Raw genomic sequence first — 23,333 nt, forward strand, 5'->3', positions numbered from 1 at the left:
TCAGCCTGTCAAGCAGCAAATTCCGATAGCGATGTTGGAAGCTTTCACTATACTCTTAGGTTAGTGAAGGAGAAGGTCACCCATGAACAGCCCCTCTTCGTCCCTCGACCGCTTCCTTCTGGCTCAAGCAGAGACCTACGAGACCGCGCTTTCAGAGCTACGGCGAGGACAGAAACAAGGTCACTGGATGTGGTACATCCTACCTCAGCTTCGCGGTCTAGGCAGGAGCGCCATGTCCTACGAGTATGGAATCGCTGACCTCACCGAAGCTCGGGCTTACATTCAACACCCAATCCTTAGACCCCGCCTCCGAGAGTGTGTCGCTGCAATCTGCTCGCACAAGACACGGTCGGCTGCCGCCATACTTGGGGAAATTGACGCTTTGAAGTTCAGGTCTTGCCTCACCCTCTTCGCCGCCGTCGATGAGGAGGATCAACTGTTTCAACAAGCCTTGAGTCAGTTCTTTGCTGGCCAGCCCGATCCAAAGACCCTCCAACTTCTCGCAGTCAACCGCAATGAAGCCTAGCCCCAACGTTATTTTTTGAGTGGTTCGATCAAACGCGGAGCGATCATTTCTTAAAAGTTTTGTGATTTACAAATTAAGTTTTTCCACAGCCTTGAAAATACGTAGTGATAGCCGTTATAATAAAAAGCGCAGTCAAGAGATCTGACCCTTTCGGATCGTGGAAGCTAGGTCTTCCCTTGACTGAATCTTTATTTAATTTTGTAAACTGCGTACGCTCGGGTGTATTTACTCTACGCCGATGAGTCTGGTTCAGTCTGCGACTCTAATCAAAAGTATTTTGTTTTAGCTGGCTTCTGTGTATTTGAGCGGCAAGGATACTGGATCGCAAAGCAGCTTGATGAAATTGCAGAGAGGTTTGATCCTGCTGACCCAGTAGCAATTGAGTTACATGGCAGCCCAATGTTTGGTGGTAGGGGAAGATGGAGACTATATTCCAAAGAGAAACGACATCAGGCAATAAAAGATAGCTTAGAGATTTTTGTCAAGTCCCATCCTAGTAATCGATTGTTTGCTAGCGTCATTAAAAAATCTTTGGTATCTCCTCAGGATCCGGTAGAGCTTGCATTTGAGCAACTAGCAAGTAGATTTGACAGGTATTTGGTAAGGCTTCACAATAATCGAAGAGATACGCAAAGAGGAATCATTATTTTTGACAAATCCACTTATGAGACTACCATTCAATCCCTAGCAACTGACTTTAGAACAATTGGATACACTTGGGGAGTAATTAGAAACTTTTCAGAAGTTCCTCTCTTTTTGGATTCAAAAGCATCAAGATTAATTCAACTTGCTGATTTAATCGCCTATGCTGTCTTTAGGCGTTTTGAGAAAGATGATCATTCTTTTTTTTCTATCATCGAGTCCAGATTTGATTCAGAAGGAGGTGTTGTCCACGGTTTACATATTTTGGAATAAACCGTAATAGTTTTCTTGTGTCTAACTAAATTTTTGACAATAAGCCTCGGTGACGGAGCAGGGGTTCGGTGATCGGTTCACGGCCTCGGAAGGCTTTGAAAATTTCCATGGGGGGTTGGCTGCCGCCAAGGGCAAGCACGGTTTCGCGATAGCGTCGCCCCATTTCAGCAATGGCTTGCTCGTTGTCTAGGCCTGCTTCCTCAAAGGCGGCAAAGGCATCGGCACTGAGAACTTCTGCCCACAGATAGCTGTAGTAACCCGCCGCATACCCCCCAGCAAAAATGTGGCCAAAGCTACAGAGAAAGGCATCCTCGGGCAGGGGGGGCAAAATGGTTGTTGTCTGCGCTAGGCGATCGCGCACCTGTTGGGGAGTTTCTCCTTGCCCCGGTCGATAGCGATGGTGCAGTTCTAAATCCAACAAACTAAAGTGCAACTGCCGCAATAGGGCACTGCCTGCGCGATAGGTACGGGCAGCAACCAGTTTTTCGTAGTAGTGTTCTGGCAGCGGTTCCCCGGTTTCATAGTGGCGTGCCATGCCAAAAAGGGTCGGGCGGTGGTAGCACCAGTTTTCCATAAATTGACTGGGGAGTTCGACGGCATCCCACTCGACATTGTTGATGCCCGCTGCCCCCGCTTCATCCACCCGCGTCAGCATGTGGTGCAAACCATGCCCAAACTCATGGAAGAGGGTTTCCACTTCACTAAAGGTCATCAGGCTGGGCTTGCCATCCACGGGCGGCGTTTGATTGCAGACTAAGTAGGCAACGGGTAAACGGGTCCGCCATTCCCCCTGAATGCGATATTTGGCACGGCCAAGGCAATCGTCCATCCAAGCGCCGCCGCGTTTTTCGGCAGGACGGCTGTAGGGGTCAAGGTAAAAGTGGGCGATCGTCAGATGATTTTCATCGAGGATAGCAAAAAAGCGCACATCGGGATGCCAAACGGGGGCTTGCCCGTCTGCTGGCACCACCGTCACCCCAAAGAGCCGCTTCACTAGGCCAAACAGCCCCTCAAGGACTTGGGGAAGAGGAAAGTAGGGACGCAGTTCCTCATCGTTGAAGTCAAAGCGGGCTTCCCGCTGCCGTTCGGCCCAATAGGGAATATCCCAGTGCTGCAGATCGTTGGCTTCGGGTGCCCCTTGGGCAGCAGCAAAGGCTTTCAGTTCTTCCAGTTCTCGCGCGGCAGCACTGTAGCTGACTTGACGCAGTTCCTCGAGGAGTTTTTCCACACTGGCGACGCTATCGGCCATTTTGCTGGCAAGGCTCAGTTCAGCATAGGTGTTGAATCCCAAAAGCTGTGCCTCTTCGACCCGCAGGGCAAGGATGCGCTCAAGAATGGGGCGGTTATCCCACTCACCACTGCTGGCCCGGGAAATGTAGGCGCGATAGACCTGCTCCCGCAAATCCCGCCGTTGGCTGTGCTGCATAAAGGGGCCAAAGCTGGGGAAGTCGAGGGTAATGTGCCATGGCCCTGTTTCGGGGGTGGCGGTCTCAATGCCATCTTGGCGAGCGGTTTGGGCAGCCAGCGCCAGTAGGCTGGGGGGAAGTCCAGCCACTTCATCGGGTTGGGTGAGCTTGAGGCGAAAGGCCTTGGTGGCATCCAAAAGGTTGTTGGAAAACTGGGTAGATAACTCCGCCAATTCCAGTTGAATGGCGTTGAAGCGCTCTTTGGCGGCTCCTGTCAAACTGACGCCACTGTGTTCGGCGTTGCGAATGGCGGCCTCAACAATGCGTTTGCGCGCGGGGGGATAGCTCTGAAAGTCTGGACTGGCAGCTAGTGCCTTAAAGCCTTCATAGAGGGGACGCGATTGCCCCAAACGGGTATAGAACTCCACCACTTGGGGTTGCACGGCTTCGTAGGCTTGACGCAGTTCAGGACTGTTTTTGACGCCCGTGAGATGGCTGACAATGCCCCAGGTCCAACCGAGGCGATCGCTCAGACGTTCGAGGGGTTCCACTAGCCCTTCCCACGTGGGGGTGAAGGATTGCTCGAGGGTCTCTAATTCTTGGGTGAGTTCCTGCAACAGTTGGCGCACGGCTGGCTCAACATGGCTCACCTGAATCTGATCAAAGGGGGGAAAACCATCGCCCCGCAAGAGGGGATTATCGGTGTGAGGGGAAGTCGCGATAACCATCGGTGTCCTACTAACTGCGATTCGATTGCTGACGCGCTTGGGCGATCGCCTGCTTTAACTGTGCTAATGCCAATTCTAACCGCGCTTCGGGGGCAACGGGAATCAACCCCTGAGCAGTCATCTCATGAATTTCAAAGTGCAGGTGCGGCCCTGTGGAGTTGCCCGTACTGCCGACTAGGCCAATAACATCTCCCTGCTTCACCCATTGACCAGGATTGACAAAAAGCTGTGAGAGGTGGGCATAGAGAGTTTGGTGCTGTTCGGGCGGGTGTTGCAAAATTACGGTGAGGCCATAGCCCCCCAGCCAGTTCGACTCAACCACGCGGCCATCAAAAACTGCCAGCACGGGTGTCCCTTGAGGAGCGCCCAAATCAGTTCCCGAATGGAAGCGGCGATCGCCAAAAATGGGATGGATGCGCCAGCCAAAGGTTGAGGTAATGGGCACTGGAAACGGCAAGGGAAAGAGCATTTGGCCATTGTTGACCCTTAGCCAACGCAAGGGGTTGGGGCCTAGAAAGGGCTGGCGTACATAGGCCGGCGCAGCCGTTTGGGCAGATGGCACAAAATTTCTTGGGTTTGCAGCCACCACGGGGCGATGGGAAGCTAGGGCGGAAGGTGATGTAGCCGTGGGGGTCACTGCGGGTTGTGGAGCACCTTGGGCTTGGCAAAGGTTGTGGGGAATGCCCTCGCTAACGATCGCCTGACAGCCGGTGGATCGTTCTTGGATCACCACGGGGATAGAGCGAGCAGGCTTCAGGTTTTCGAGGGGTTCGCTGCCGGGGGGTGGATCCACGGGTTCTGTGGAGAAAACCAGAGGCTCACTCTCCACCGGTTGAACAGGATTCACAAGGATCGGTGCAGTCGCTTCTGGTTCAGCAGGAATCGTTTCGGCAACACTTTGGCGAGTCCCCAAAGCGGTGGTCAAGAGACCCATTGTCAGCCCAAGGGCAATGACGCGCTGCTCGATCATGGTTCACCCCATCACACGCATTCCTTCAAATTCTAGGCGTAACCTTGGGGAATGACAATCTTCTGAACCGCAAGGAGCTAGCGATCGCGAATTTTCATATAGGTCTGAATCACTTTGAGCACCATCGGACCCGCCACGGAACCACCGCCGCCACCAGAGTTTTCCGCAAAGGCGACGACCACAATTTCAGGCTTGTCCGCAGGGGCATAGGCACCAAACCAAGTGTGGTGAGGACGGGGGGGGTCTTCGCCGGTACCACTTTTGCCGGCGATTGCCACCTCAGGCACATTTAATGCCGCACCGGTACCACTGGTCACCACCTGGCGTAAGCCTTGGCGCAGCACCTGCACCGTAGAGGGTTTCAAATTCAATGACTGTCGCCAGCGATCGGGATTTTGAGAAGCAATCAAGTGCGGCCGCACTTTGTAGCCCCCATTCGCAGGTACCGCAAACATGACCGCCGCTTGCACTGGACTCACCTGCAATGCCCCTTGGCCAATGGACGTGATCAATGAGTCACCGTCGTACCAACCTTCACCAAAGGTTTCCTGTTTCCACTTGGGGTCAGGGACAAAGCCAGCCGCTTCGCCGGGCAAGTCAATGCCAGTCTTAGACCCCATGCCAAAGCGCCGTGCCCACTCAATGAGGGTCTCAGGACCAATACGGCGCGCCACTTGGCCAAAAAAGGTGTTGCTACTCCACGCCATCGCACCGGCAAAGCCAAGGGGGCCAAAGCCTGCCCGGTTCCAATCATGGAAGGCAAAGCCACCCGTGTAAAGAGCCGGATAGGTCATCAGTACCGTATCAGGGCTGAACTTCCCAGACTCCAGACCCGCCACCGTCGTCACGATTTTGAACGTACTCGCGGGAGGGAACCCTTGCAGGGCACGGTTGACAAAGGGAAATTGCCGCCGTTGTAGCTCGTCCCATTGCGCTTGGGTCATGCGGCGGGCAAACCAATTGGGGTCAAAGGCAGGATAACTGGCCAAGGCAAGAATCGAACCATCGCGGGGATCCATAGCCACGATCGCCCCCGGCCGACTCCCTAGGGCTGCTTCCGCCGCTTTTTGCAGGTCCAAATCCACTGAAAGCGTGATGTCATTCCCCGGTCGAGCTACCTTTTGACCCAGAATGCGAATCACTTTACCTTGACCATCCACCTCCACCTGCTGACCGCCCCATGTCCCCCGTAGTACCTTTTCATAGGTGGCTTCGACGCCCATTTTGCCCATGACATCGCCAAGGCGGTAGCCCTGATCCCGACGCGCCGCTAGTTCTTCCTCATTCAGTTCGCCGATATAGCCAATGATGTGGGCGGCCGTTTCGCCGTGGGGATAAAAGCGCATGGCTTCACGGTCAATTTCAACCCCCGTTAGGAAATTGCGGTGTTCTTCGAGGGCAACAATTTGCGCTTGGCTAATCCCTTGGGCAATGCGAATCAACGAAGGGGAATTCACCCCTGCTTGCTTGACCCGCGCTTCGATCTCACTGGCAGGAATATTGAGCACCCGCGAGAGAATGTTCACCGTCTGCGGCCATTCGGGCTTTTTCGCCGCAAGGGGCCAGAGAAATACCGAGTAGGAGAACTTATTTCCCGCGAGGATCCGCCCTTTGCGATCCAAAATCTTCCCCCGCTCCGGCGGTTTGGGAATCAGGCGAATGCGGTTTTCATCGGCCATCTGGCGGTTGCGATCGCCCTCGACAATTTGCAGATAGCCCAAGCGGGCACCAATGCCTCCCAGCAAAAATACCGTCATGATCGAGAGCAACACCAAGACCCGACCCTGTTTGCCAACCACACGATCGTAGGCTTGGTAGGTGAGGGGACGAGAGGGGCGCGTTTTGAGCATTGCCATAGGCGGGAGAAGTTGAGGAGTTGATCACTGAGTCTTCAATTGCCACTCTATCAGATGCGCTGAGACCAGAGGTCGAGAATTCCGATAACCTAGAAGAAGTCTCTGTACTGCCGCTTCATGAAGCGATCGCGCTCCCGTCCCCAAGTCCAAACCCCCAGTCAAAATCTGGACTCGTTCCTCGATGTCCTCACCAATACCGTGGGGGTGATGATCTTTGTCTGCCTCTTTGCTAGCTTGACGGCAGCGGTGTCTCCTGCTCTTGTGCGCACACCCATTGCCCGCGAAACCCGCAAGCAGGTGTATTTCTTTGAGTGTCGTGAAAATCGCGCCATGCCCCTTGAGGAGGATCAAGCCAGTGAGGCCATTGATCGCCATCTGCGGCGGATCACAGAAAATCCCTTTGCAGATCCCCGCCAAATTCAGCAACAACTAGAGTCCTTTCGCCACAGTACCCGCTACTACAATGTGCGCCTGAGTCTGGTTCGCAGCCAAGGGCAACCGATTTTGCAAACCTTCTTTGAACCCCGCGATCGCAGCGGTGGCGAATCCTTTAGCACGCTGGAAAAACCCACGTCGAACTTTCGGCGTACCATTGATCGCCTCTCCCCCAGCCGCTATTCCCTTGTCTTTTTTGTGCGTCCCGATAGCTTTGATTGTTTTCGGGCAGCCCGTGCCGTGGCTTGGCGTAGTGGCTTTGATGTCGGTTGGGAACCGATGGCGGATGGTCGCGCCATTATCTTTGTCAGTGGTGGGGGTCGCCGTGTCACTGTGCAGTAGTCCCAAGGAGGCCAAATGCTTGCCAAACGAATTTTGCCCTGTCTGGATGTGAAGGCGGGTCGCGTCGTCAAGGGCGTGAACTTTGTCAACCTGCGCGATGCCGGCGATCCGGTCGAACTCGCCCAAGCCTACAATGCAGCGGGTGCCGATGAACTGGTGTTTCTCGATATTACAGCCACCCATGAAGAGCGCAACATCATTATTGATGTCGTCTATCGCACCGCGGATCAGGTGTTTATTCCCCTGACAGTAGGGGGTGGGATTCAGTCCCTGACGATGATCAAAGACCTATTGCGCGCCGGGGCAGATAAAGTCAGCCTGAATTCGGCGGCAGTGCGGCAACCTGATCTCGTGAATCAGGCCAGCGATCGCTTTGGTGCCCAGTGTATTGTTGTTGCCATTGATGCGCGGCGCCAACCCGACTGCGATCCAGACCAACCCCGTTGGCAAGTCTATGTGCGCGGCGGACGCGAAGCCACGGGGCTAGATGCTATTGAGTGGGCGGTGGAAATGGCCAAACGGGGTGCGGGCGAACTGCTGGTGACCAGTATGGATGCCGATGGGACACAGGCGGGCTACGACCTCGAATTGACGCGGGCGATCGCCGAGCGGGTGGAGATTCCTGTGATTGCCTCTGGGGGGGCAGGCACCTGTGAGCATATTCGCGCTGCCCTAGTGGAAGGGAAAGCAGAGGCGGCACTCTTAGCTTCGCTCCTACACTATGGCCAACTGACGATCGCCCAGATCAAGGACTATCTCCATCAGCACCAAGTGCCCGTGCGCCAAGAAGAACCCCTCCCTTGCCGATCAGCGAAGAGAGGAACAGAGCATCAACCTAGAGGAGCAAGCTAAAACGGCCAAGTCCAGTGGCTAAACTCCGGCTTGTCCACACCGTACTCGTAGGCGTAGTTGCGGGCTTCAATTTGCATGTTTCGGAATTTCTCCTTGGCATGGGCACCCGCCACTTGAAGACCAGGGAGGCGATCGATGGCATCAATGGCGAGACTAAAGCGATCAATCTCATTATTGATGGCCAACTCAAGGGGGGTGTTGATGTTGCCCTTTTCTTTGTAGCCGCGCACGTGCAAATTACGATGATTGTGGCGGCGGTACGTGAGACGGTGGATCAACCACGGATAGCCATGGAAGTTAAAGATAATCGGGCGATCGAGGGTAAAGAGACTATCAAAGTCGCGATCGCTCAGGCCGTGGGGGTGTTCGGTTTCCGGTTGCAGCTTAAAGAGATCCACCACATTGATATAGCGAATCTTCAGCTCTGGAAACTCCTGCCGCAGGAGGGCGATCGCCGCCAACGCCTCTTGGGTGGGAATGTCCCCCGCACTGGCCATGACCAGATCGGGTTCACAGCCTTGATCATTGCTAGCCCAGTCCCAAATGCCTAGCCCCTTCGTGCAGTGGACAATGGCCTGATCCATCGTCATGTACTGCAAGTGCAACTGCTTGTCAGAAACAATCACATTCACATAGTTTTTGCTCCGCAGGCAGTGATCCGCCACCGACAGCAGTGAGTTGACATCGGGGGGCAGGTAAATCCGCGTTACCTTTGCACTCTTGTTGCAGACAATATCCAAAAAGCCCGGATCTTGGTGGGTGAAGCCATTGTGATCCTGCCGCCACACCGTTGACGTAATCAGCAAGTTCAATGAGGCAACATCAGCCCGCCACGAGAGTTCATTGCAGATGCTCAACCATTTGGCGTGTTGGTTAAACATCGAGTCAATCACATGGACAAAGGACTCATAGGTGGAGAAGAACCCATGCCGCCCCGTCAGCAGGTAGCCCTCCAGCATCCCCTCCATGGTGTGCTCGCTGAGCATTTCAATGACGCGACCATTGGGGGACAATTCACCGCCATCGGCGTCCTCCTCAAAGTATTCCGCTATCCAGAATTTCTTGCTGACCTCATAAATGGCATTGAGTTTATTCGAGGTATTTTCATCGGGACCAAAGACGCGGAAATTGGTCATATTATTACGCATCACATCCCGCAGGAAGACGCCAAGGGGACGGGTATTTTCCACCTCAATTTGGGCGGGTTTCTCAAACGTAATGCCGTACTGCCGGAAGTCTGGCATTTTCAAATCCTTGCGCAATAGCCCACCATTGGCGTGGGGATTCATCCCCATACGGTAGTTGCCCGTTGGCGCCAAGGCCTTGAGTTCAGGACGAAATGTGCCATTCTCATCAAAGAGTTCTTCGGGGCGGTAGCTGCGCAGCCAATTTTCAAGGAGCTTAAGGTTTTCAGGGTTGGTGTGGACATCGGCCATGGGCACTTGGTGTGCTCGCCAGAAGCCTTCCACTTTGTGGCCATTTACTTCCGCTGGGCCTGTCCAGCCTTTGGGGGTACGCAGCACAATCATCGGCCAACGGGGTAAGGTGGTGACGCCCTCTTCCCGAGCCACCCGTTGAATCTCCTTAATTTTAGTGACGCAGTAGTCGAGGGTGGCGGCCATTGCTTGGTGCATTGAGGGGCGATCGGAGCCTTCGACAAAGCAGGGTTCATACCCTAGGCCCCGGAAGAAGTTTTCCAAATCCTGATGGGGAATCCGTGCCAAAATCGTCGGGTTGTTAATCTTGTAGCCATTCAAGTTGAGAATGGGCAAGACTGCCCCATCGCGCGCCGGGTTGAGGAACTTATTGATATGCCATGAGGTGGCCAAAGGCCCCGTTTCTGCTTCCCCATCGCCAACCACTGCCGCCACAATTAAATCAGGATTGTCAAAGGCAGCACCACAGGCATGGGAGAGGACATAGCCCAGTTCTCCCCCTTCGTGAATCGAGCCGGGCGTTTCTGGGGTGCAGTGGCTACCAATCCCACCGGGGAAGGAGAACTGTTTGAAGAATTTTTTGAGGCCGTGGGCATCCTCACTAATGTTGTGGTAAATCTCGGTGTAACTGCCCTCAAGGTAAACGGGTGCCAAGACCCCCGGTGCCCCATGACCGGGACCCGCTAGGAAAATCACCTCCTGTTGGTACTTTTTAATAATGCGATTGAGGTGAAGGTAGCAAAAGGACAGACCCGGACTCGATCCCCAGTGACCAAGGAGGCGTTTTTTGATGTGCTCGGGCTTGAGGGGTTCCTTGAGCAGGGGGTTATCGAGCAAATAAATCATGCCCACGGCCAGATAGTTACAAGCGCGGAAGAAGGCATCCATGGCCTCAACTTCACTATCACTCAAGGGCTGTCCTTGAATTGTGGCGCGAGCTGGACCAAAAGCATGAATATCAGCAGTGAGTTCAGTGGGACGGGGAGGAGAGCTAACCATACAGTATCCTCGTCAAGTCAGCATGAGTATCAAGAAAATCAACCGAGATCATATAGATCAAGGTGCTAACGGCGTTGATAAAGAGTCCACGGATTGCCTACTTAACTAATCGGGACACATCCTAAACTATCGTCTTTAGCCTACAGCCCCATCCTAGGATGCTGAAACGGGCAGGCTCGCAAATGCGCTAGATTTTTTAACGTTGATTCAATTCAGTCAATTCCCCAATGCCTGAGAAATTTATGGGGTAAGTTCGGCGGGCAGGGGTAGGCGAAAGAGCTGACAGGCGTTGAGGGTCGTCTGTTGTTCTAATTCCAAGAGGTCACACTGTCGCAGACGGGCGACGGCTTCAGCCACAAAGCGCACATAGCTGGGTTCGTTGCGTTTTTCGCCCCGTTTGGGCACAGGGGCAAGGAAGGGGCAATCCGTTTCCACTAGCAGGCGATCGCTGGGAACCATTTGTGCCGAGGCATGGATTTGTTTGGCGTTCTTAAACGTGACAGTGCCGCTAAAGCTAATAAAAAGACCCAGATCGAGGAACCATTCAGTTTCTTCGGGGGTACCGCCCCAGCAGTGCATCACCCCTTGCACCGGCCCGCGATCGCGAACAAACTGTTGAATTAAATCCCGTGCCGCAGCGGCGGCCTCCCGACAGTGGATAATCACTGGCAGATTCAAGCTGTGGGCAACCTCCAACTGTGCCCAAAAGGCCGCTTCCTGTTCTTCGCGGTTCGTGGCTTTGTAAAAATCTAAACCCGTTTCGCCAATGGCCACCACCTTGGGATCACTGGCGGCTAGGCTGGCAATTTTTTCCTTGAGGTCGGGCTGCCACTGTTCTGTATCCAAGGGATGGAGACCCACTGCCATAAAGAGTTCGGGAAACTGCGCGGCAAGGCTCTGAATCGTGGGAAATTCACTGGGTTCGACACAGGAATGAACCAGCCGCACCACTCCCGCCGATCGCCAGCGTTCAGCCACTGCATCGAGATCGGAGGCGTACTCTGGAAAGTTGAGATGGACGTGGGTATCCACCAACATGGGGATTAGGCAGCGGGTTGCAGCGTTTTGTTGAGGATACGGGTCAGCCGAGCTTTACGACGGGCACCGGTGTTGCGATGGAGAACGCCGCGCTTAACGGCTTTGTCAATTTTGCTAAAGGCCAAGTTGAGTCGCTGCTGGACTTCCGCCAGTTTTTCCGGAGTGGGATCGGCGGCATACTGACTAATGGCCGTCAAGTAGTTTTTAATCAGCGTCCGCACTGCCGAGCGATAGGCTTTGTTGCGAAGACGGTTGCGCTCAGCAATTTGGGCACGTTTAGCGGCAGATTTGATGTTAGCCACAGGTCACCTGATGATCTATCACACGTTAAGAACAAATAACCATTATAACCGTTGGCTGAGCGATCGCAAGATCTTGGCCGCTAGCATTGCCGCCCCAAAGCCATTATCAATATTGACGACACCAATGCCGGGGGCACAGGAGTTGAGCATTGTCAGTAGCGCTGCCAAACCGCCAAAGTTTGCGCCATAGCCAATACTGGTGGGCACAGCAATCACGGGCACTGAGACTAGCCCCGCCACCACACTGGGCAGTGCTCCCTCCATACCCGCAACCACAATGAGTACGGCCATCTCCTCCAAGCGATCGCGCACACTCAGCAGCCGATGAATCCCAGCTACTCCCACATCCCAAAACCGCTCAACGCCAAATCCTGAGAGCTGCAACGTCACTGCGGCCTCTTCGGCCACGGGTAGATCTGCTGTACCCGCACAGACCAAGCCCACCTGAAGCGGAAACTGCGGCGGCAAAATGGGGGCTGTACTGCAAATCCGTGCCTTTTCAAAATAGTGCAGCCCACCAAGGCGCGATCGCACTGCCTCAAACACCTCGGGGGAAATGCGTGTGGCCATCACACAGGGATAGTGGGGACGCATCCGCTCCAGAATCTCGGCAATCTGCTGCGGGGTTTTGCCGGGACCCCAGATCACCTCTGGAAAGCCGGTGCGCTGCTGCCGCTGGTGATCAATGCGCGCAAAATCGCCAATGGGTTCGTAGGAAAGGTGTTGCAGTTGGCGATAGGCGGTCTCTACGCTCAGTTGCCCTTGGGCGATCGCCGTCAAAATTTGCCGCAGTGAATCGGGCATTTAGCCTCCAATTCCCAAGCGACCGGCTAACCCCGGTGCCATTGGGATCAGGGTAGCGGCCATTAAGAACAACAGCAGCAGACCAAGACCAGCACGGGTGTCATCGGGTTCGGTGATCTCATCAAGACTGGGCTGATCCACATCCCGCTGCAACAGCAGGATCACCAACGCCCAATACAAGGCCAAGGGGTTGACGATCGCCACCAAGCCCAAGACCACAAGCGTAATAATCGTCAGTCGTTTGGCGGTTTTTGTGCCGTAAATCGCTTGAATAATCCGCCCGCCATCCAGTTGCCCCGCTGGCATTAAGTTCAAGGCGGTCATGATCAAGCCCAGCCAGCCCAGAATCACAAAGGGATGCACCATCACCACTTCGCTTTGCAACTGCTGCCCCAAAAAGAGCTTGGCGATCGTCCCCACCAAAATCGATCCTTGGAAAAAGAGGGTCGGTACCTCTAACCCTTGACTCGTGGGCGAGAGGACAAGGCCAATGGCCAACAGCAGCAGCGAAACACTACCGGCGGCGATCGCCCCCGCTGCACCAATGTCAAAGAGTTGACTGCGATTGGCAAGGAAGGATTCAATGCGGGTCATGGCACCAAACGTCCCCAACTGCCATGCCGGCAAAAAGATGGGCGGCCCTAAGCGTGCCCGATAGCGTTTGGCCATTAACCAGTGACCCCCTTCCCGTATAGCGGCAATGCCAAAGAGACCCAAGGCAAAGGGGAGCGATCGCTGAAAGAGGCCAGTGGTTGGATTTCCCAGTAAGCTAAACCCCTGCAAGATGGCGCTGGTCTCAAGACAGGTTCCAAGGGTGGCCACCGCCAAGAAAACCGCTGCCAGCTTCTGAAGATTGCCCGAGCGAATGGGTTCGGTCGTCATCGGCAAAATCACGACCATCGGCTTGCCATCCCCATTGGCCACCATAAAGAGGCGATAGCGATCGGGCAAGGCGGCCTGTAGGCGTTCGGTGAGTTGCTGATGCACCACTTTGGCCTCTCCCCGCAAATTCCCCGGGCAGATCACGCCCCCCTTGTAGGGAATGTAGTCGGTGGCGAAGTAGGTATCAACGCTAAAGATATTTTGAATCGCTTGTAGGTCTTCAGCGGGAAGGCTGGGTCGTGCAGTAGTCTGGGCTGGGGTCGTCTGTTCTGTGGTGGCTTGCTCCAGTTCCGAACGACCAGCAGGGGCAGAGGGTAGGGGCAGTTCGGCGGTGGCCGCCAGCGATCGCAACCAACGGCCAAGGGCAACATAGGCCACAATCGAGAACACTAGCCCAAAGAGCACAGCAGCAAAGTTAATCACAATCCCAAAGCTGAGGCTGCCAAAAACCACCAGCCAAGGGAGCATCAGGACAAGGGTTTGCAACCAAGCCACAATCCCCAGCTTGCCGTAGGGCAGGTTGCGGTATAGTCCCCACGCCAGTAGGGCGATCGCTCCCGCCAATAGGCCTACCGTAATAATCATGCGTTACCTCCCGCCTCTGCAAACGTTAGCGCGTGGCCATAGTGGTCAGTTGGGTCAGGACTTGACTGGCACGCTCTGTAAATTGCTGCATACCATTGGCATCAAAGCCCCGCTGCGACATTAAGGCCAAATCGTAGATATACTGACACAGCTTTTCGACCAATGTACCCGTTTCTGAGGTGCCGCTGGTTTGAATAATCGTGCCTTGGTTGAGGCTGAGGAGATTTTGCACCAAGGGATGGGCGGTGTTGACAACCAAGATATGCTCCTCTGGCAACTGCGCATTGGGTTGCTGCTGCATCATTGCCATCATCTCCTGCAGCCGCCGACTGGTTTCCGGCAACAGGATCATCGCTGGGGGGGCATCGGCCTTGAGGGCTTCGGTGCGAATCGTCAGCTTTGGCTTTTTCAGCACGGATTCAAAGAGGGATTTGATCTGCTCGCTGCGGGTTTTCTTCGTGGTGGGATCGACGAGTTCGCTCTCTTTGTTTTTGTCAATGAGCGTCTCATCCAGTTCTGCATCCACCCGCAGGAACTTGACATCGCTGTAGTTCTGCTCTAGCCACGGCACAAAGTGGGTATCAATGAAACTGTCCATAAACAGGACTTCAATCCCTTGGCTTTTAAGCAGTTGCACGTAGGTGGCTTGGTTCACCTCATCGGTGCAGTAATAGACGCGATTGCCTTGGCGCTCTTTGTTGCGCTCGAGGTATTCCTTAAGGGTGGTGTAGGTTTTGCCATCCACGTGAATACCCCCCTCACTGGCCCAGACATCCTCGCTTTCTTTAGAGGTCAGTTCAGCGGTGGTGCGGTAGATGAGAATGTCTTCCACCTGCTTTTTGAACTTCTCGTCATTGATCGAGCCAAATTTGACAAAGGTGCCCAAGTCTTGCCAAGAGCGCACGTAGGCAGCGGGGTCTTCGCGGTACAGCTCCTTCAGGCGATCGCCCACTTTTTTGGCAATGTAGTCAGCAATTTTGCGAACGGTACGATCCTTTTGCAGGAAACTGCGGGACACATTCAGGGGAATGTCGCTACTGTCAATGACCCCCCGCAGGGGCAGCAAAAAGCGCGGGATCACCTCTTCACAGTTATCGCTGACAAAGACTTGGTTGCAGTAGAGCTTAATTTGCCCCTTAGTGACATCAATATCGGGGCGCAGCTTTGGAAAGTAGAGAATGCCATTGACCACAAAGGGATAGTCGGTATTGAGGTGAACCCAGAGCAGAGGATCTTCTTGGAAGGGGTAGAGATAGCGATAAAACTCTAGGTAGTCCTCTTTGCTGAGGCTATTGGGGGCACTCTTCCACGGGGCAATTTGTTTATTGATTTGCTCGCCTTCCAGCTTAATCGGCACGGGCAAGAAGTCACAGTACTTGCGGATGAGTTCACGGATGCGCCCCGGCTCTAGATACTCCAATTCACTGTCTTGGAGCGTTAGGGTGACGGTTGTCCCCACAGTGGTGCGCTGGCCATCGGAGAGGGTAAATTCGGTGGAACCATCACAAGTCCAATGCACGGGGACGGCACCTTCGCGGTAGGAGAGGGTATCAATTTCCACCCGTTCTGAGACCATGAAGGCGGAGTAAAAGCCAAGGCCAAAGTGACCAATGATGGCGTCTTCCCCTTCGCCTTTGTATTTTTGAACAAATTCTTCGGCACTGGAAAAGGCCACTTGGGTAATGTATTTTTTGACTTCCTCGGCGGTCATGCCAATGCCGTTGTCGGCGATCGCCAGCTTTTTGTTTTCTTTGTCAATTGTGATCGTCACTTCCGGGTGATCCACATCGCCGCTATATTCCCCAGAGCGTGCCACCATCCGCAGTTTTTGGATGGCATCTACGGCGTTGGAGACCAGTTCCCGCAGGAAAATCTCATGATCGGAGTAGAGCCACTTTTTAATGATTGGAAAAATATTCTCAGTATGGATTGAAATGGTTCCCTGTTCCAACATGATGCTTCCCGTGAGTGTATTCTTGGTCAGACAACCTCTAGTGTATCGGTAGGGGTTCCCCTTCCTGTTGGCGGAAAACCGATCCCTCCAATGCTTCCCACAGGGTGACAATGACGTGATTAGCCACTAGAAATCCTGCTGGTTGTGTCAAGTGCAGGCGATCGCCCGCCAAAGAAAGTATCTCTGGAGACATGTTTGCCGCTGCTGCTTGTAGTGCTTCAACCCACGACATCGGAAATTCATCCGCTAGAGCAGCTAAAGAGAGGCCGTCCCTGAGGCGCAAGCCCAGCATCAGGGTTTCCAACCAGCGATCCCACAGGGAATCTGGACTGACTTGATTGAGGCTCTCGGGTAAGCTTTGCAGCCATTGATAGTATTCACGGCGGGTACGCGGACGGCTGAGGCGACGATGCCCAAGATAACTGGTGGCGCCCATGCCAAAGCCATAGTAGGGTTGATTGCGCCAATACACTTGATTGTGACGACAGGCAAACCCCGGTCGGGCATAGTTAGAAATTTCGTAGTGATCGTAGCCCGCTGCGGTTAACATTTCGTGGCCAAGGCGATAGGCAGCGGCAGCATTCTCTTGGGTGGGTAGGGGGGCTGCTTCGGGTTGATAGCGTTTGCTGAAGACGGTTTTTGGCTCAATGATCAGGTCATAGATAGAGAGATGGGTTGGGTTGAGAGCGATCGCTCGCTCTAGGGAGAATTGCCAATCCGCTAAGGATTGTTGCGGCAAGCCTGAAATGAGATCTATGCTCCAATTTTCTACCCCCGCCCTATGAAGCATCGCAACTGCCCGCTCAACATCGGCCACATCGTGACTACGGCCACACACTTGCAATAGCTCATCGTCAAAGGCCTGTACACCCAAGCTGACGCGATTCACTCCTACCTTGAGATAGCCCTGCAATTGCTCCAAGTCAAATGTCCCCGGATCCATTTCCATAGAAATTTCTGCCCCTCGGGCAATCCCGATCTGGCGATCGAGGGCTTCCAGCAGTTGGCCAATGTATTGAGGCGGTACTAGAGACGGTGTTCCCCCCCCAAAAAAGATTGTTTGGAGCGGTAGCGGCTCAGCAGGGGTGTGGGCAATTTCTTGACACAGCGCAGCCACATACTCTTGGATGAGTGATTCTGCCAGCTCGAGGGAATTCCCCACCACCGTAATCGGAAAGTCACAGTAGAAGCAGCGGCGCCGACAAAAAGGCAGATGAATGTATGCGGCTGTAGTCATCAAAGACCTCCGAGAAACCCTGCAGTTTAGGGCAGGGAGAGATAGGAGTGGCGGCACAGCCGCCAATAGAAGTCTTTCCTATTCTCTACAATAAGGGTGTTGTGGAGAGCACAAAATGTATGTCACTCAGAAGAACCAAATCCGGGGTTTGAGTCGGCAGGAATTTGCTGCCTTACGCGCCCTGTGCAGATTCACCAAAAATCTCTACAACGTAGGGCTTTATTCCGTCAGGCAGTTTTTCTTTGAAAAACATCAGCACCTCCGTTATGAAGCCAACTACCACGCCTGCAAGGAGAACGAAAACTATGCGCTACTGAATACCGACATCGCTCAGCAAACCCTCAAAGCAGTGGACAGAGCCTTCAGGTCGTTTTTCCGCTTGCTCAACAAGGCTCAGCAAGGGCTGTACAGGCAGGTGAGGTTGCCCCGCTATCTGAAGAAAGATGGCTACTTCCAGATTCCGATGTCGAGGCACTTCAAGAAGGTGTTTGGTCCTGTTCGTCTCCCCTTCCCTGAAAGAGGTGAGGAGCATCCCGCGCTGCAATGCCCAATGGTTTGAGGTTGAATTTGTGGTTGAGCAGGAGCCAGAAACTACTGAAGTTGACCCATCGAGGGCAATGGCCGTCGATTTGGCTAGATATAGCTATTTCGAAAGGGAGTGAGATATTTTCAAGAGGGATAGGCTATACTCAAAGAGTCATGAATGTTACTCAAGAATATGAGCTATAGCCTGGACTTACGAGAGCGGGTTGTCTCCTATATCAAGCAAGGTGGCAAAATCAGTGAAGCGACTCAAATCTTTCAGGTGAGCCGCGCCACCATCCATCGCTGACTGAAGCGAGAGGACTTAGCGCCCACGGTTGTTCCCCGTCGTCCTTGGAAACTGGATTGGGAAGCCTTAGCAGCGGATGTTGCTGCCCATCCTGATGACCGTTTAATCGACCGCGCCCAGCGATTTGGCGTCCAAGTTTCCACCATTAGTTACGCCCTCGACCAGATGGGCATCACCCGAAAAAAAAACAGATGCGTTACCAAGAACGGTGTGAAGAAGAGCGCCAAGCGTATCAACAGCAGCTCGACACATGGGTAGAGAGTCACGGCGAGGAAACGGTGGTGTATATCGATGAGACGGGGTTTGACGCTCGGGTGGAGTGTGAGTATGGGGGGTCAGCGCGAGGCCAACGAATTGATGGAGAGCGAGTTGGGAAGCGTAAGAGAAGAGAGAGTTTAGTAGCAGGACGGCATAGACACCAGAAAGATTTCATAGCGCTGATGCTGTTTTCAGGATATTTGAATGGGTTAGGGTTTGTGAGCTGGCTGAGTCAATACTGTTTGCCGGCGTTAGAGAAACGTTCGTTGTTGATGATGGATAATGCACCAATTCATCCGAAAGGGGCGATTCAGGCAGTGGTCAAAGTGGCGGGTCACGAGGTGTTATTTTTACCGAAATACTCTCCTGACTTGAACGTGATTGAGCACGACTTGAGTGCGTTGAAGCGAGCGCGGATGCATGCAGGGTCAAACAGTTCTATTGATGAGGTGATTCGCAATTATTGTGCTGGACAGTATCTCATTCTTGATTGGAATAGCTATAAACTGATACAGAACACTGAAAGCAGAAATTCAAGAATGGTCTAGCGACTTTCGGCAAGGGGATGCAGGCGAAAGACACTTTGAATCATTGCCCAAGCGGTCTTAATTTCAGGAACACGAATTTCATCCCATTGCCCCGGTTGGCAGTAGAGGTAGGGAATGAGACGACGTTGCTCCGCCAAGGATAAATCCAGAAAGCGAATGCGCATTTCGACGGGGTCACTACTCCCCCCCTGCTGAAGCTGCATCAAGCGTTCTTGATCGTGCCAGCGTAGCTCTGCTGAAATCCATAGATCTGCAAGTTCACTGGGGGGCAAGAGGCGAAATTGGGCACTGTAGGTTCGCAATCCCTGCGGCGAAGGATGGCTTTCCCGACAGGTGTCACAGCGGCGGATTTGTAAGCGGGCGCCCTCTTCAGAAATATCCACAGTTTGCCCGACATAGCGATCGCCCCCAACAATGAGTTCGCAGGGTTCAGCCCGCAGAAAGCGAGTAAAACGGCGCTGCGGTACATCAATGGCCACCAGCATACACACCAATAGCAGCGACAAATTATAGATTGACCAAACGATATTTACCGCCAAGCTATCGGGGTTGACAATCGTATCCTGCAGGGGAGAGCTGCGCCAGATCAGGCCAACAATCGTCAAAATGGCAATGATCATCAGGGGACGAATCAGCGGCCAGTTGATATTGATGCGATGGGGATCCACCACCCCTTTGGGGGTCACTTTGAAGGTTTTGCCCCTCGGACTAATGAGCGTGCGAATCACGGTGATAGCCATTGGAAAGGCAATAATCGTTTCATAGACATCCGACCAAAAAGCGGAGCGGCGACCTTCAGTGAGCCACGAAAAGGCCATGATATTCCCCAGATAGTAGGGAAAGTAAAAGTAGAGAATCTCGTTCACCGTTGCCCGCAAGGGGGCAATACCAAAAAGCAAAAAGGCCAACGGTGCCAAAAGAAAGATCACCCGCGGAATGGAGAGAAACCAGTAGATGATACTCAAGGAATGGGAGAGGCGCTGCGTCAGCCGCAGATTAGGGGCGGTGAAAAAGTTGCCCCCCAAAAAGAGCATTTGCAGTGTGCCCTGCCCCCAGCGCAGCCGTTGGTTAATGTAGGCACTAATCGTCTCCGGGGACATGCCCGCCGCCAAGGCTTCATTGAGGTATTTGACGCGATAGCCAAGGCTTTGCAGCTTAATGGTTGTCATGTAGTCTTCGGTGATACTGTCGGTGGGAATGCCACCAATTTCATCGAGGGCACTACGGCGAATCACAAAACAGGTGCCACAGCACACAACGGAGTCCCAATAGTCACGGCAGGGTTGAATAAAGCGAAAGAAAAGCGTTTGCTCGTTATTAAGGATGCCCTCTAGTCCCAGATTGACGGCGATGGGGTCTTCATTGAAAAAATGCTGCGGCGTCTGCACCATTGCCGTCTTGGGGTCTTGGAAAAAGCCAACGGTGCGGGTGAGGAAGTTGCGCGTGGGCATAAAGTCGGCATCAAAGACGGCAATTAGTTCCCCCGTGAGGGTGGGAAGAGCGTGGTTAATGTTGCCTGCCTTGGCATGGCGGTTGTCGGGGCGATCGCGATATTCACAGCCCAATTCTGCGGCAAGAGCACGCACCGCTGGCCGACGGGTATCATCGAGCAGGTAAACCCGCTTGTTGGGGTAATCCATGGCTTGGCAGGCAATCACCGAACGCCGCAAAATATCCACCCCTTCGTTGTAGGTTGGTAAGATTACATCTACCCAAGGCAGATACTCCCCGCGAATCACCGCTTGACTGAGGCGATCGGCTTCGGGGGTGCGATCAATGGAGAAAATGCAGTGAAAGAAAAAGGCCACACTATTGAGAACCGTCAGCAATTCTGCCAAAAAGAGCACGACGGAGATCGTGCCATTGAGGGGATCATCCAAGTTGAGACTGCCAAAGAAGCGCCACAATTCATAGCGAATCCCCAGTAGGGCAATGCCGACACTAACGATCAGCCGTGACCAAAAAGTGGGTTTAGGGCAGAGTTCCTTAAGGAGAAACGTGATGGCAAGCCACACAAAGGCGGGGAGTAGCAGTGCCTCAAGGGTGGTCCCCTGAGGGCGCATGATGGCTTGTCCTTCATGCCAAAAACCGACAAGATTCGGTAGCAGATCCCGCCAATCCACTTGCCACAGCAATACCCCTAGAAGACCGAGAAGGCCTAGGAGCAAAAGCCAGCCATCGGTTTGCAACGACTTGAGGCGCATGATTTAGCTTCCAAACACCACTTCGACACTTTGACCCACACCACAGAAACGCTCAGCGCTTAAGTCCTCTGGTAGGTTGTAGAGTTGAACATCAACCGCCAGTTCATTGCGCACTAGATCGGGGGGCGGCACAGCCACGTTTTCCCCCACCTCGACTTTGCCGGGACCACCACGAATCGCCCGCACAATGCCCCTCAGTCGGCGATCGCTCCCATCTAGTAAACGCACTGTTGCTTCCTGACCCACGCGCAGGCGAGGATTATCCCGCTCGGCTACCAAGCCCGTTGCCCAAACATCGCTACAGTCGAGAACTTTAATGATCGGATCCCCTGCGGTCAGAGGAATGCCTAAATCCCCCGTTTTGTGAATCACTGACCAAACGACTGCGGTCGTCGGTACTTTCACGGGGGCAAGCCGTTGCAGGGAGAGTTGCTGTTTGATGTTGGCAATTTCACGGCGTAGCTCGGCAATTGTTGTGGCCACTGCCAAAAGTTCAACATCAATATCAACCAGTTCAGTTTCTAAATCAATCAGGCGGATTTGGGGAAAGCTAAAGGTGCGTGACGCATCCAGTTGCAATCCTTGGCGAGCCGCTTGCAGGGCTGTTTGTTGGCGGCGCAGTTCGGCCTGTTTACTCTCAACGAATTTCGCCGCTTGCTTGGCACGGGAAACGGCTTCATCGGCGAGTTGGCGCGCCACAGCCCCTGTTTCCACTAAGCTGGTATAGCGATCGGCTTCAATGCGGGCAATGGCCAGAGCTTCTTGGGCTTGGCGCAGTTCGCCTAGGGTACGCTGCACTGCCTCTTGAGCAAAGCGAACTTCAAGGGTTTGCTGACTCTGCTGATAGCGATCGAGTTGAGAAATCAGAGCCACGCGGCTGTTGCGTTTCTGTTGCAGTCCCTGCTGCTGGGAAAGGGCGACATTGAGACGAGTTTCTAGATTCTGGCGATCGGTTTCCAGTTGGGGATTGCGATCGTTGCGGATGGTACCAATTTGTCTACCAGCATTCAGGAGTTCGCCGGGGCGCAAGTCTTCTAGGGTTAGGGTGCCGGGGATCGTGGCATAGAGGGTAATCACTGTGCCATTCAGGTAGCCCACACGACTGACCACATTCCGCTGTCGCCACCAGAGGAGATAGACCGCTAAGCCAATGAGCGTCACCCCTAGGCCAATCCGCACTACCCGAAAAATGCGGCGCCGTTTCTCAGTTTGTGGGGGTTTGGTGGCAACTGCACTAGAAGATGAGGTATTCATATTCGGTTTTTCCACTCCCACAACTCAGCAACATACTCAACAGGAAGCCCGTGCTCCTTTGCCCCCTCGAGAATTGTCTCTAAATAGTCGGCTGAAGGCCACAGGGTTTCATCAATAAAATCCTCCCCTGCCACATAGGTCAGAGCCGTTATCGCCTGACCCGTGGACGTTATGACTCTAACAAATTCATGACGGTAATGTCCCCACTTAACACCTTCGTAAAAATCTAAGCGTTCAATGTCGGCTTCTGTGCAGCGATAAATCACACCCCAGACAGAATGGTGAGGATCAAGAACGAGATTTGCTTTGCTAGTGCCATCATTACTGCGTTTATTGAACGCAAGGCGATAGCCCGGCAGTTGAGCAACTTCAGCAGCGGGGACGGTACCGATGCGACGTTTTTTTTGGGTGGTACAGAGGTTGCTGCCGTAGGCAAAGTACCAGATACAGCCGTTGTCTGAAATAGGGGAGTTATCAAGGGGGAGCGATTCGGTCATCCAGCAGTTGAGGAATAGAGTTGGCGGTAAACTTCCATGAGGGCGATCGCCACCGAAGCCGAGAGATTCAAACTGCGCACCGCCGGCTGCCACATGGGAATTTTCAAAAAGGCGTCACAGGTCGCTAAGACATCGGCGGGGATGCCATCGGGTTCGCTGCCAAAGACCAGCCAATCACTCTCAGCAAAGCTAAAGTCCCAGTAAATCTGCTGTGCTGAAGGCTCAAAGGCAATCAGACGCCCCCCGCTATGGGTAGTTTTGAGGAACGTCGGCCAGTCAGGATGGCAGTGCAAGGTGACATAGGGCCAGTAATCAAGACCAGCTCGCTTGAGGTAGCGATCGCTCAGTTCAAAGCCCAAGGGTTCAATCAGATGCAGCGGTGTGTGGGTGGCAGCACAGGTGCGGGCAATATTGCCTGTATTGGGGGGAATTTGGGGATGGACAAGCACCACAGCAGGCATGGCGTTGAGTGA

At 53.7% G+C, this 23,333-nt stretch carries 19 protein-coding genes and 1 pseudogene; 6 read left to right on the forward strand and 14 right to left on the reverse strand.

The window, feature by feature from the left end:
* Positions 1-82 precede the first annotated feature (82 nt).
* Entirely contained in the window at positions 83-526 is a 444-nt protein-coding gene (locus KV190_RS07025) for a DUF1810 domain-containing protein (protein ID WP_460192565.1), read from the forward strand.
* Positions 527-745: 219 nt separating this feature from the next.
* On the forward strand, positions 746-1,441 hold the full coding sequence (locus tag KV190_RS07030; protein WP_460192566.1) for a DUF3800 domain-containing protein: 696 nt from the start codon (positions 746-748) through the stop codon (positions 1,439-1,441).
* 25 nt (positions 1,442-1,466) lie between these two features.
* Here the strand turns inward: KV190_RS07030 and KV190_RS07035 are convergent, their stop codons facing one another.
* From KV190_RS07035 to mrdA, 3 genes are all read right to left on the reverse strand, one after another.
* Complete coding sequence (locus tag KV190_RS07035; RefSeq protein ID WP_460192567.1) at positions 1,467-3,575, reverse strand: M3 family metallopeptidase; 2,109 nt, start codon at positions 3,573-3,575, stop codon at positions 1,467-1,469.
* A gap of 10 nt (positions 3,576-3,585) precedes the next feature.
* Positions 3,586-4,545, reverse strand: coding sequence for a M23 family metallopeptidase (locus tag KV190_RS07040; protein ID WP_460192568.1), 960 nt, complete (start codon positions 4,543-4,545; stop codon positions 3,586-3,588).
* A 77-nt stretch (positions 4,546-4,622) separates the two neighbouring features.
* Entirely contained in the window at positions 4,623-6,401 is a 1,779-nt protein-coding gene (mrdA, locus tag KV190_RS07045; protein ID WP_460192569.1) for a penicillin-binding protein 2, read from the reverse strand.
* Positions 6,402-6,518: 117 nt separating this feature from the next.
* Between mrdA and KV190_RS07050 the strand changes: the two genes are divergently transcribed.
* Together KV190_RS07050 and hisF are read left to right on the forward strand one after the other, a co-directional pair.
* Complete coding sequence (locus KV190_RS07050) at positions 6,519-7,178, forward strand: hypothetical protein (protein WP_460192570.1); 660 nt, start codon at positions 6,519-6,521, stop codon at positions 7,176-7,178.
* A gap of 15 nt (positions 7,179-7,193) precedes the next feature.
* On the forward strand, positions 7,194-8,030 hold the full coding sequence (hisF, locus tag KV190_RS07055; protein ID WP_460192571.1) for an imidazole glycerol phosphate synthase subunit HisF: 837 nt from the start codon (positions 7,194-7,196) through the stop codon (positions 8,028-8,030).
* Here hisF and KV190_RS07060 read toward each other — a convergent pair.
* The 7 genes from KV190_RS07060 to hemW form a co-directional block, all read right to left on the reverse strand.
* Complete coding sequence (locus KV190_RS07060; RefSeq protein ID WP_460192572.1) at positions 8,027-10,465, reverse strand: phosphoketolase family protein; 2,439 nt, start codon at positions 10,463-10,465, stop codon at positions 8,027-8,029. The genes hisF and KV190_RS07060 overlap by 4 nt on opposite strands.
* 240 nt (positions 10,466-10,705) lie before the next feature.
* A complete protein-coding gene (locus KV190_RS07065; RefSeq protein WP_460192573.1) occupies positions 10,706-11,503 on the reverse strand; it encodes a TatD family hydrolase in 798 nt (265 codons plus the stop codon).
* Between the two features lie 5 nt (positions 11,504-11,508).
* Positions 11,509-11,805: a 30S ribosomal protein S20 gene (gene rpsT / locus KV190_RS07070; protein ID WP_149820827.1), complete on the reverse strand. Its 297-nt coding sequence runs from the start codon at positions 11,803-11,805 to the stop codon at positions 11,509-11,511.
* A gap of 42 nt (positions 11,806-11,847) precedes the next feature.
* The gene (larB, locus tag KV190_RS07075) at positions 11,848-12,609 is read right to left on the reverse strand and encodes a nickel pincer cofactor biosynthesis protein LarB (RefSeq protein WP_460192574.1); all 762 of its coding nucleotides are present in this window, start codon (positions 12,607-12,609) and stop codon (positions 11,848-11,850) included.
* Positions 12,610-14,076, reverse strand: coding sequence for a site-2 protease family protein (locus KV190_RS07080; protein WP_460192575.1), 1,467 nt, complete (start codon positions 14,074-14,076; stop codon positions 12,610-12,612).
* A gap of 25 nt (positions 14,077-14,101) precedes the next feature.
* Entirely contained in the window at positions 14,102-16,030 is a 1,929-nt protein-coding gene (htpG, locus tag KV190_RS07085; RefSeq protein ID WP_460192576.1) for a molecular chaperone HtpG, read from the reverse strand.
* Between the two features lie 37 nt (positions 16,031-16,067).
* Complete coding sequence (gene hemW, locus KV190_RS07090) at positions 16,068-17,267, reverse strand: radical SAM family heme chaperone HemW (protein ID WP_460192577.1); 1,200 nt, start codon at positions 17,265-17,267, stop codon at positions 16,068-16,070.
* 115 nt (positions 17,268-17,382) lie between these two features.
* Here hemW and KV190_RS07095 point away from each other — a divergent pair, with 115 nt between their 5' ends.
* Positions 17,383-17,826, forward strand: coding sequence for a hypothetical protein (locus KV190_RS07095; RefSeq protein WP_460192578.1), 444 nt, complete (start codon positions 17,383-17,385; stop codon positions 17,824-17,826).
* A gap of 159 nt (positions 17,827-17,985) precedes the next feature.
* Positions 17,986-18,824: pseudogene (locus tag KV190_RS07100) on the forward strand (IS630 family transposase); the annotation flags it as partial.
* A 77-nt stretch (positions 18,825-18,901) separates the two neighbouring features.
* Here KV190_RS07100 and KV190_RS07105 read toward each other — a convergent pair.
* From KV190_RS07105 to KV190_RS07120, 4 genes are read right to left on the reverse strand one after another with little or no spacing between them, the layout of a single operon-like run.
* Positions 18,902-21,109 carry a glycosyltransferase gene (locus KV190_RS07105; protein ID WP_460192579.1) on the reverse strand — a complete coding sequence of 736 codons (2,208 nt, stop codon included), beginning with the start codon at positions 21,107-21,109 and terminating at the stop codon, positions 18,902-18,904.
* Positions 21,110-21,112: 3 nt separating this feature from the next.
* Positions 21,113-22,363, reverse strand: a complete 1,251-nt coding sequence (locus KV190_RS07110; RefSeq protein ID WP_460192580.1) for an HlyD family secretion protein — start codon at positions 22,361-22,363, stop codon at positions 21,113-21,115.
* Positions 22,360-22,860 (reverse strand): gamma-glutamylcyclotransferase family protein, encoded by a 501-nt coding sequence (locus KV190_RS07115; protein ID WP_460192581.1) that lies wholly within the window; start codon positions 22,858-22,860, stop codon positions 22,360-22,362. The genes KV190_RS07110 and KV190_RS07115 overlap by 4 nt, the downstream gene beginning before the upstream one ends.
* A complete protein-coding gene (locus KV190_RS07120; protein ID WP_460192582.1) occupies positions 22,857-23,321 on the reverse strand; it encodes a tRNA (cytidine(34)-2'-O)-methyltransferase in 465 nt (154 codons plus the stop codon). The genes KV190_RS07115 and KV190_RS07120 overlap by 4 nt, the downstream gene beginning before the upstream one ends.
* Positions 23,322-23,333: the final 12 nt, after the last annotated feature.

It is taken from the genome of Thermosynechococcus sp. FA-CM-4201, assembly GCF_054689355.1.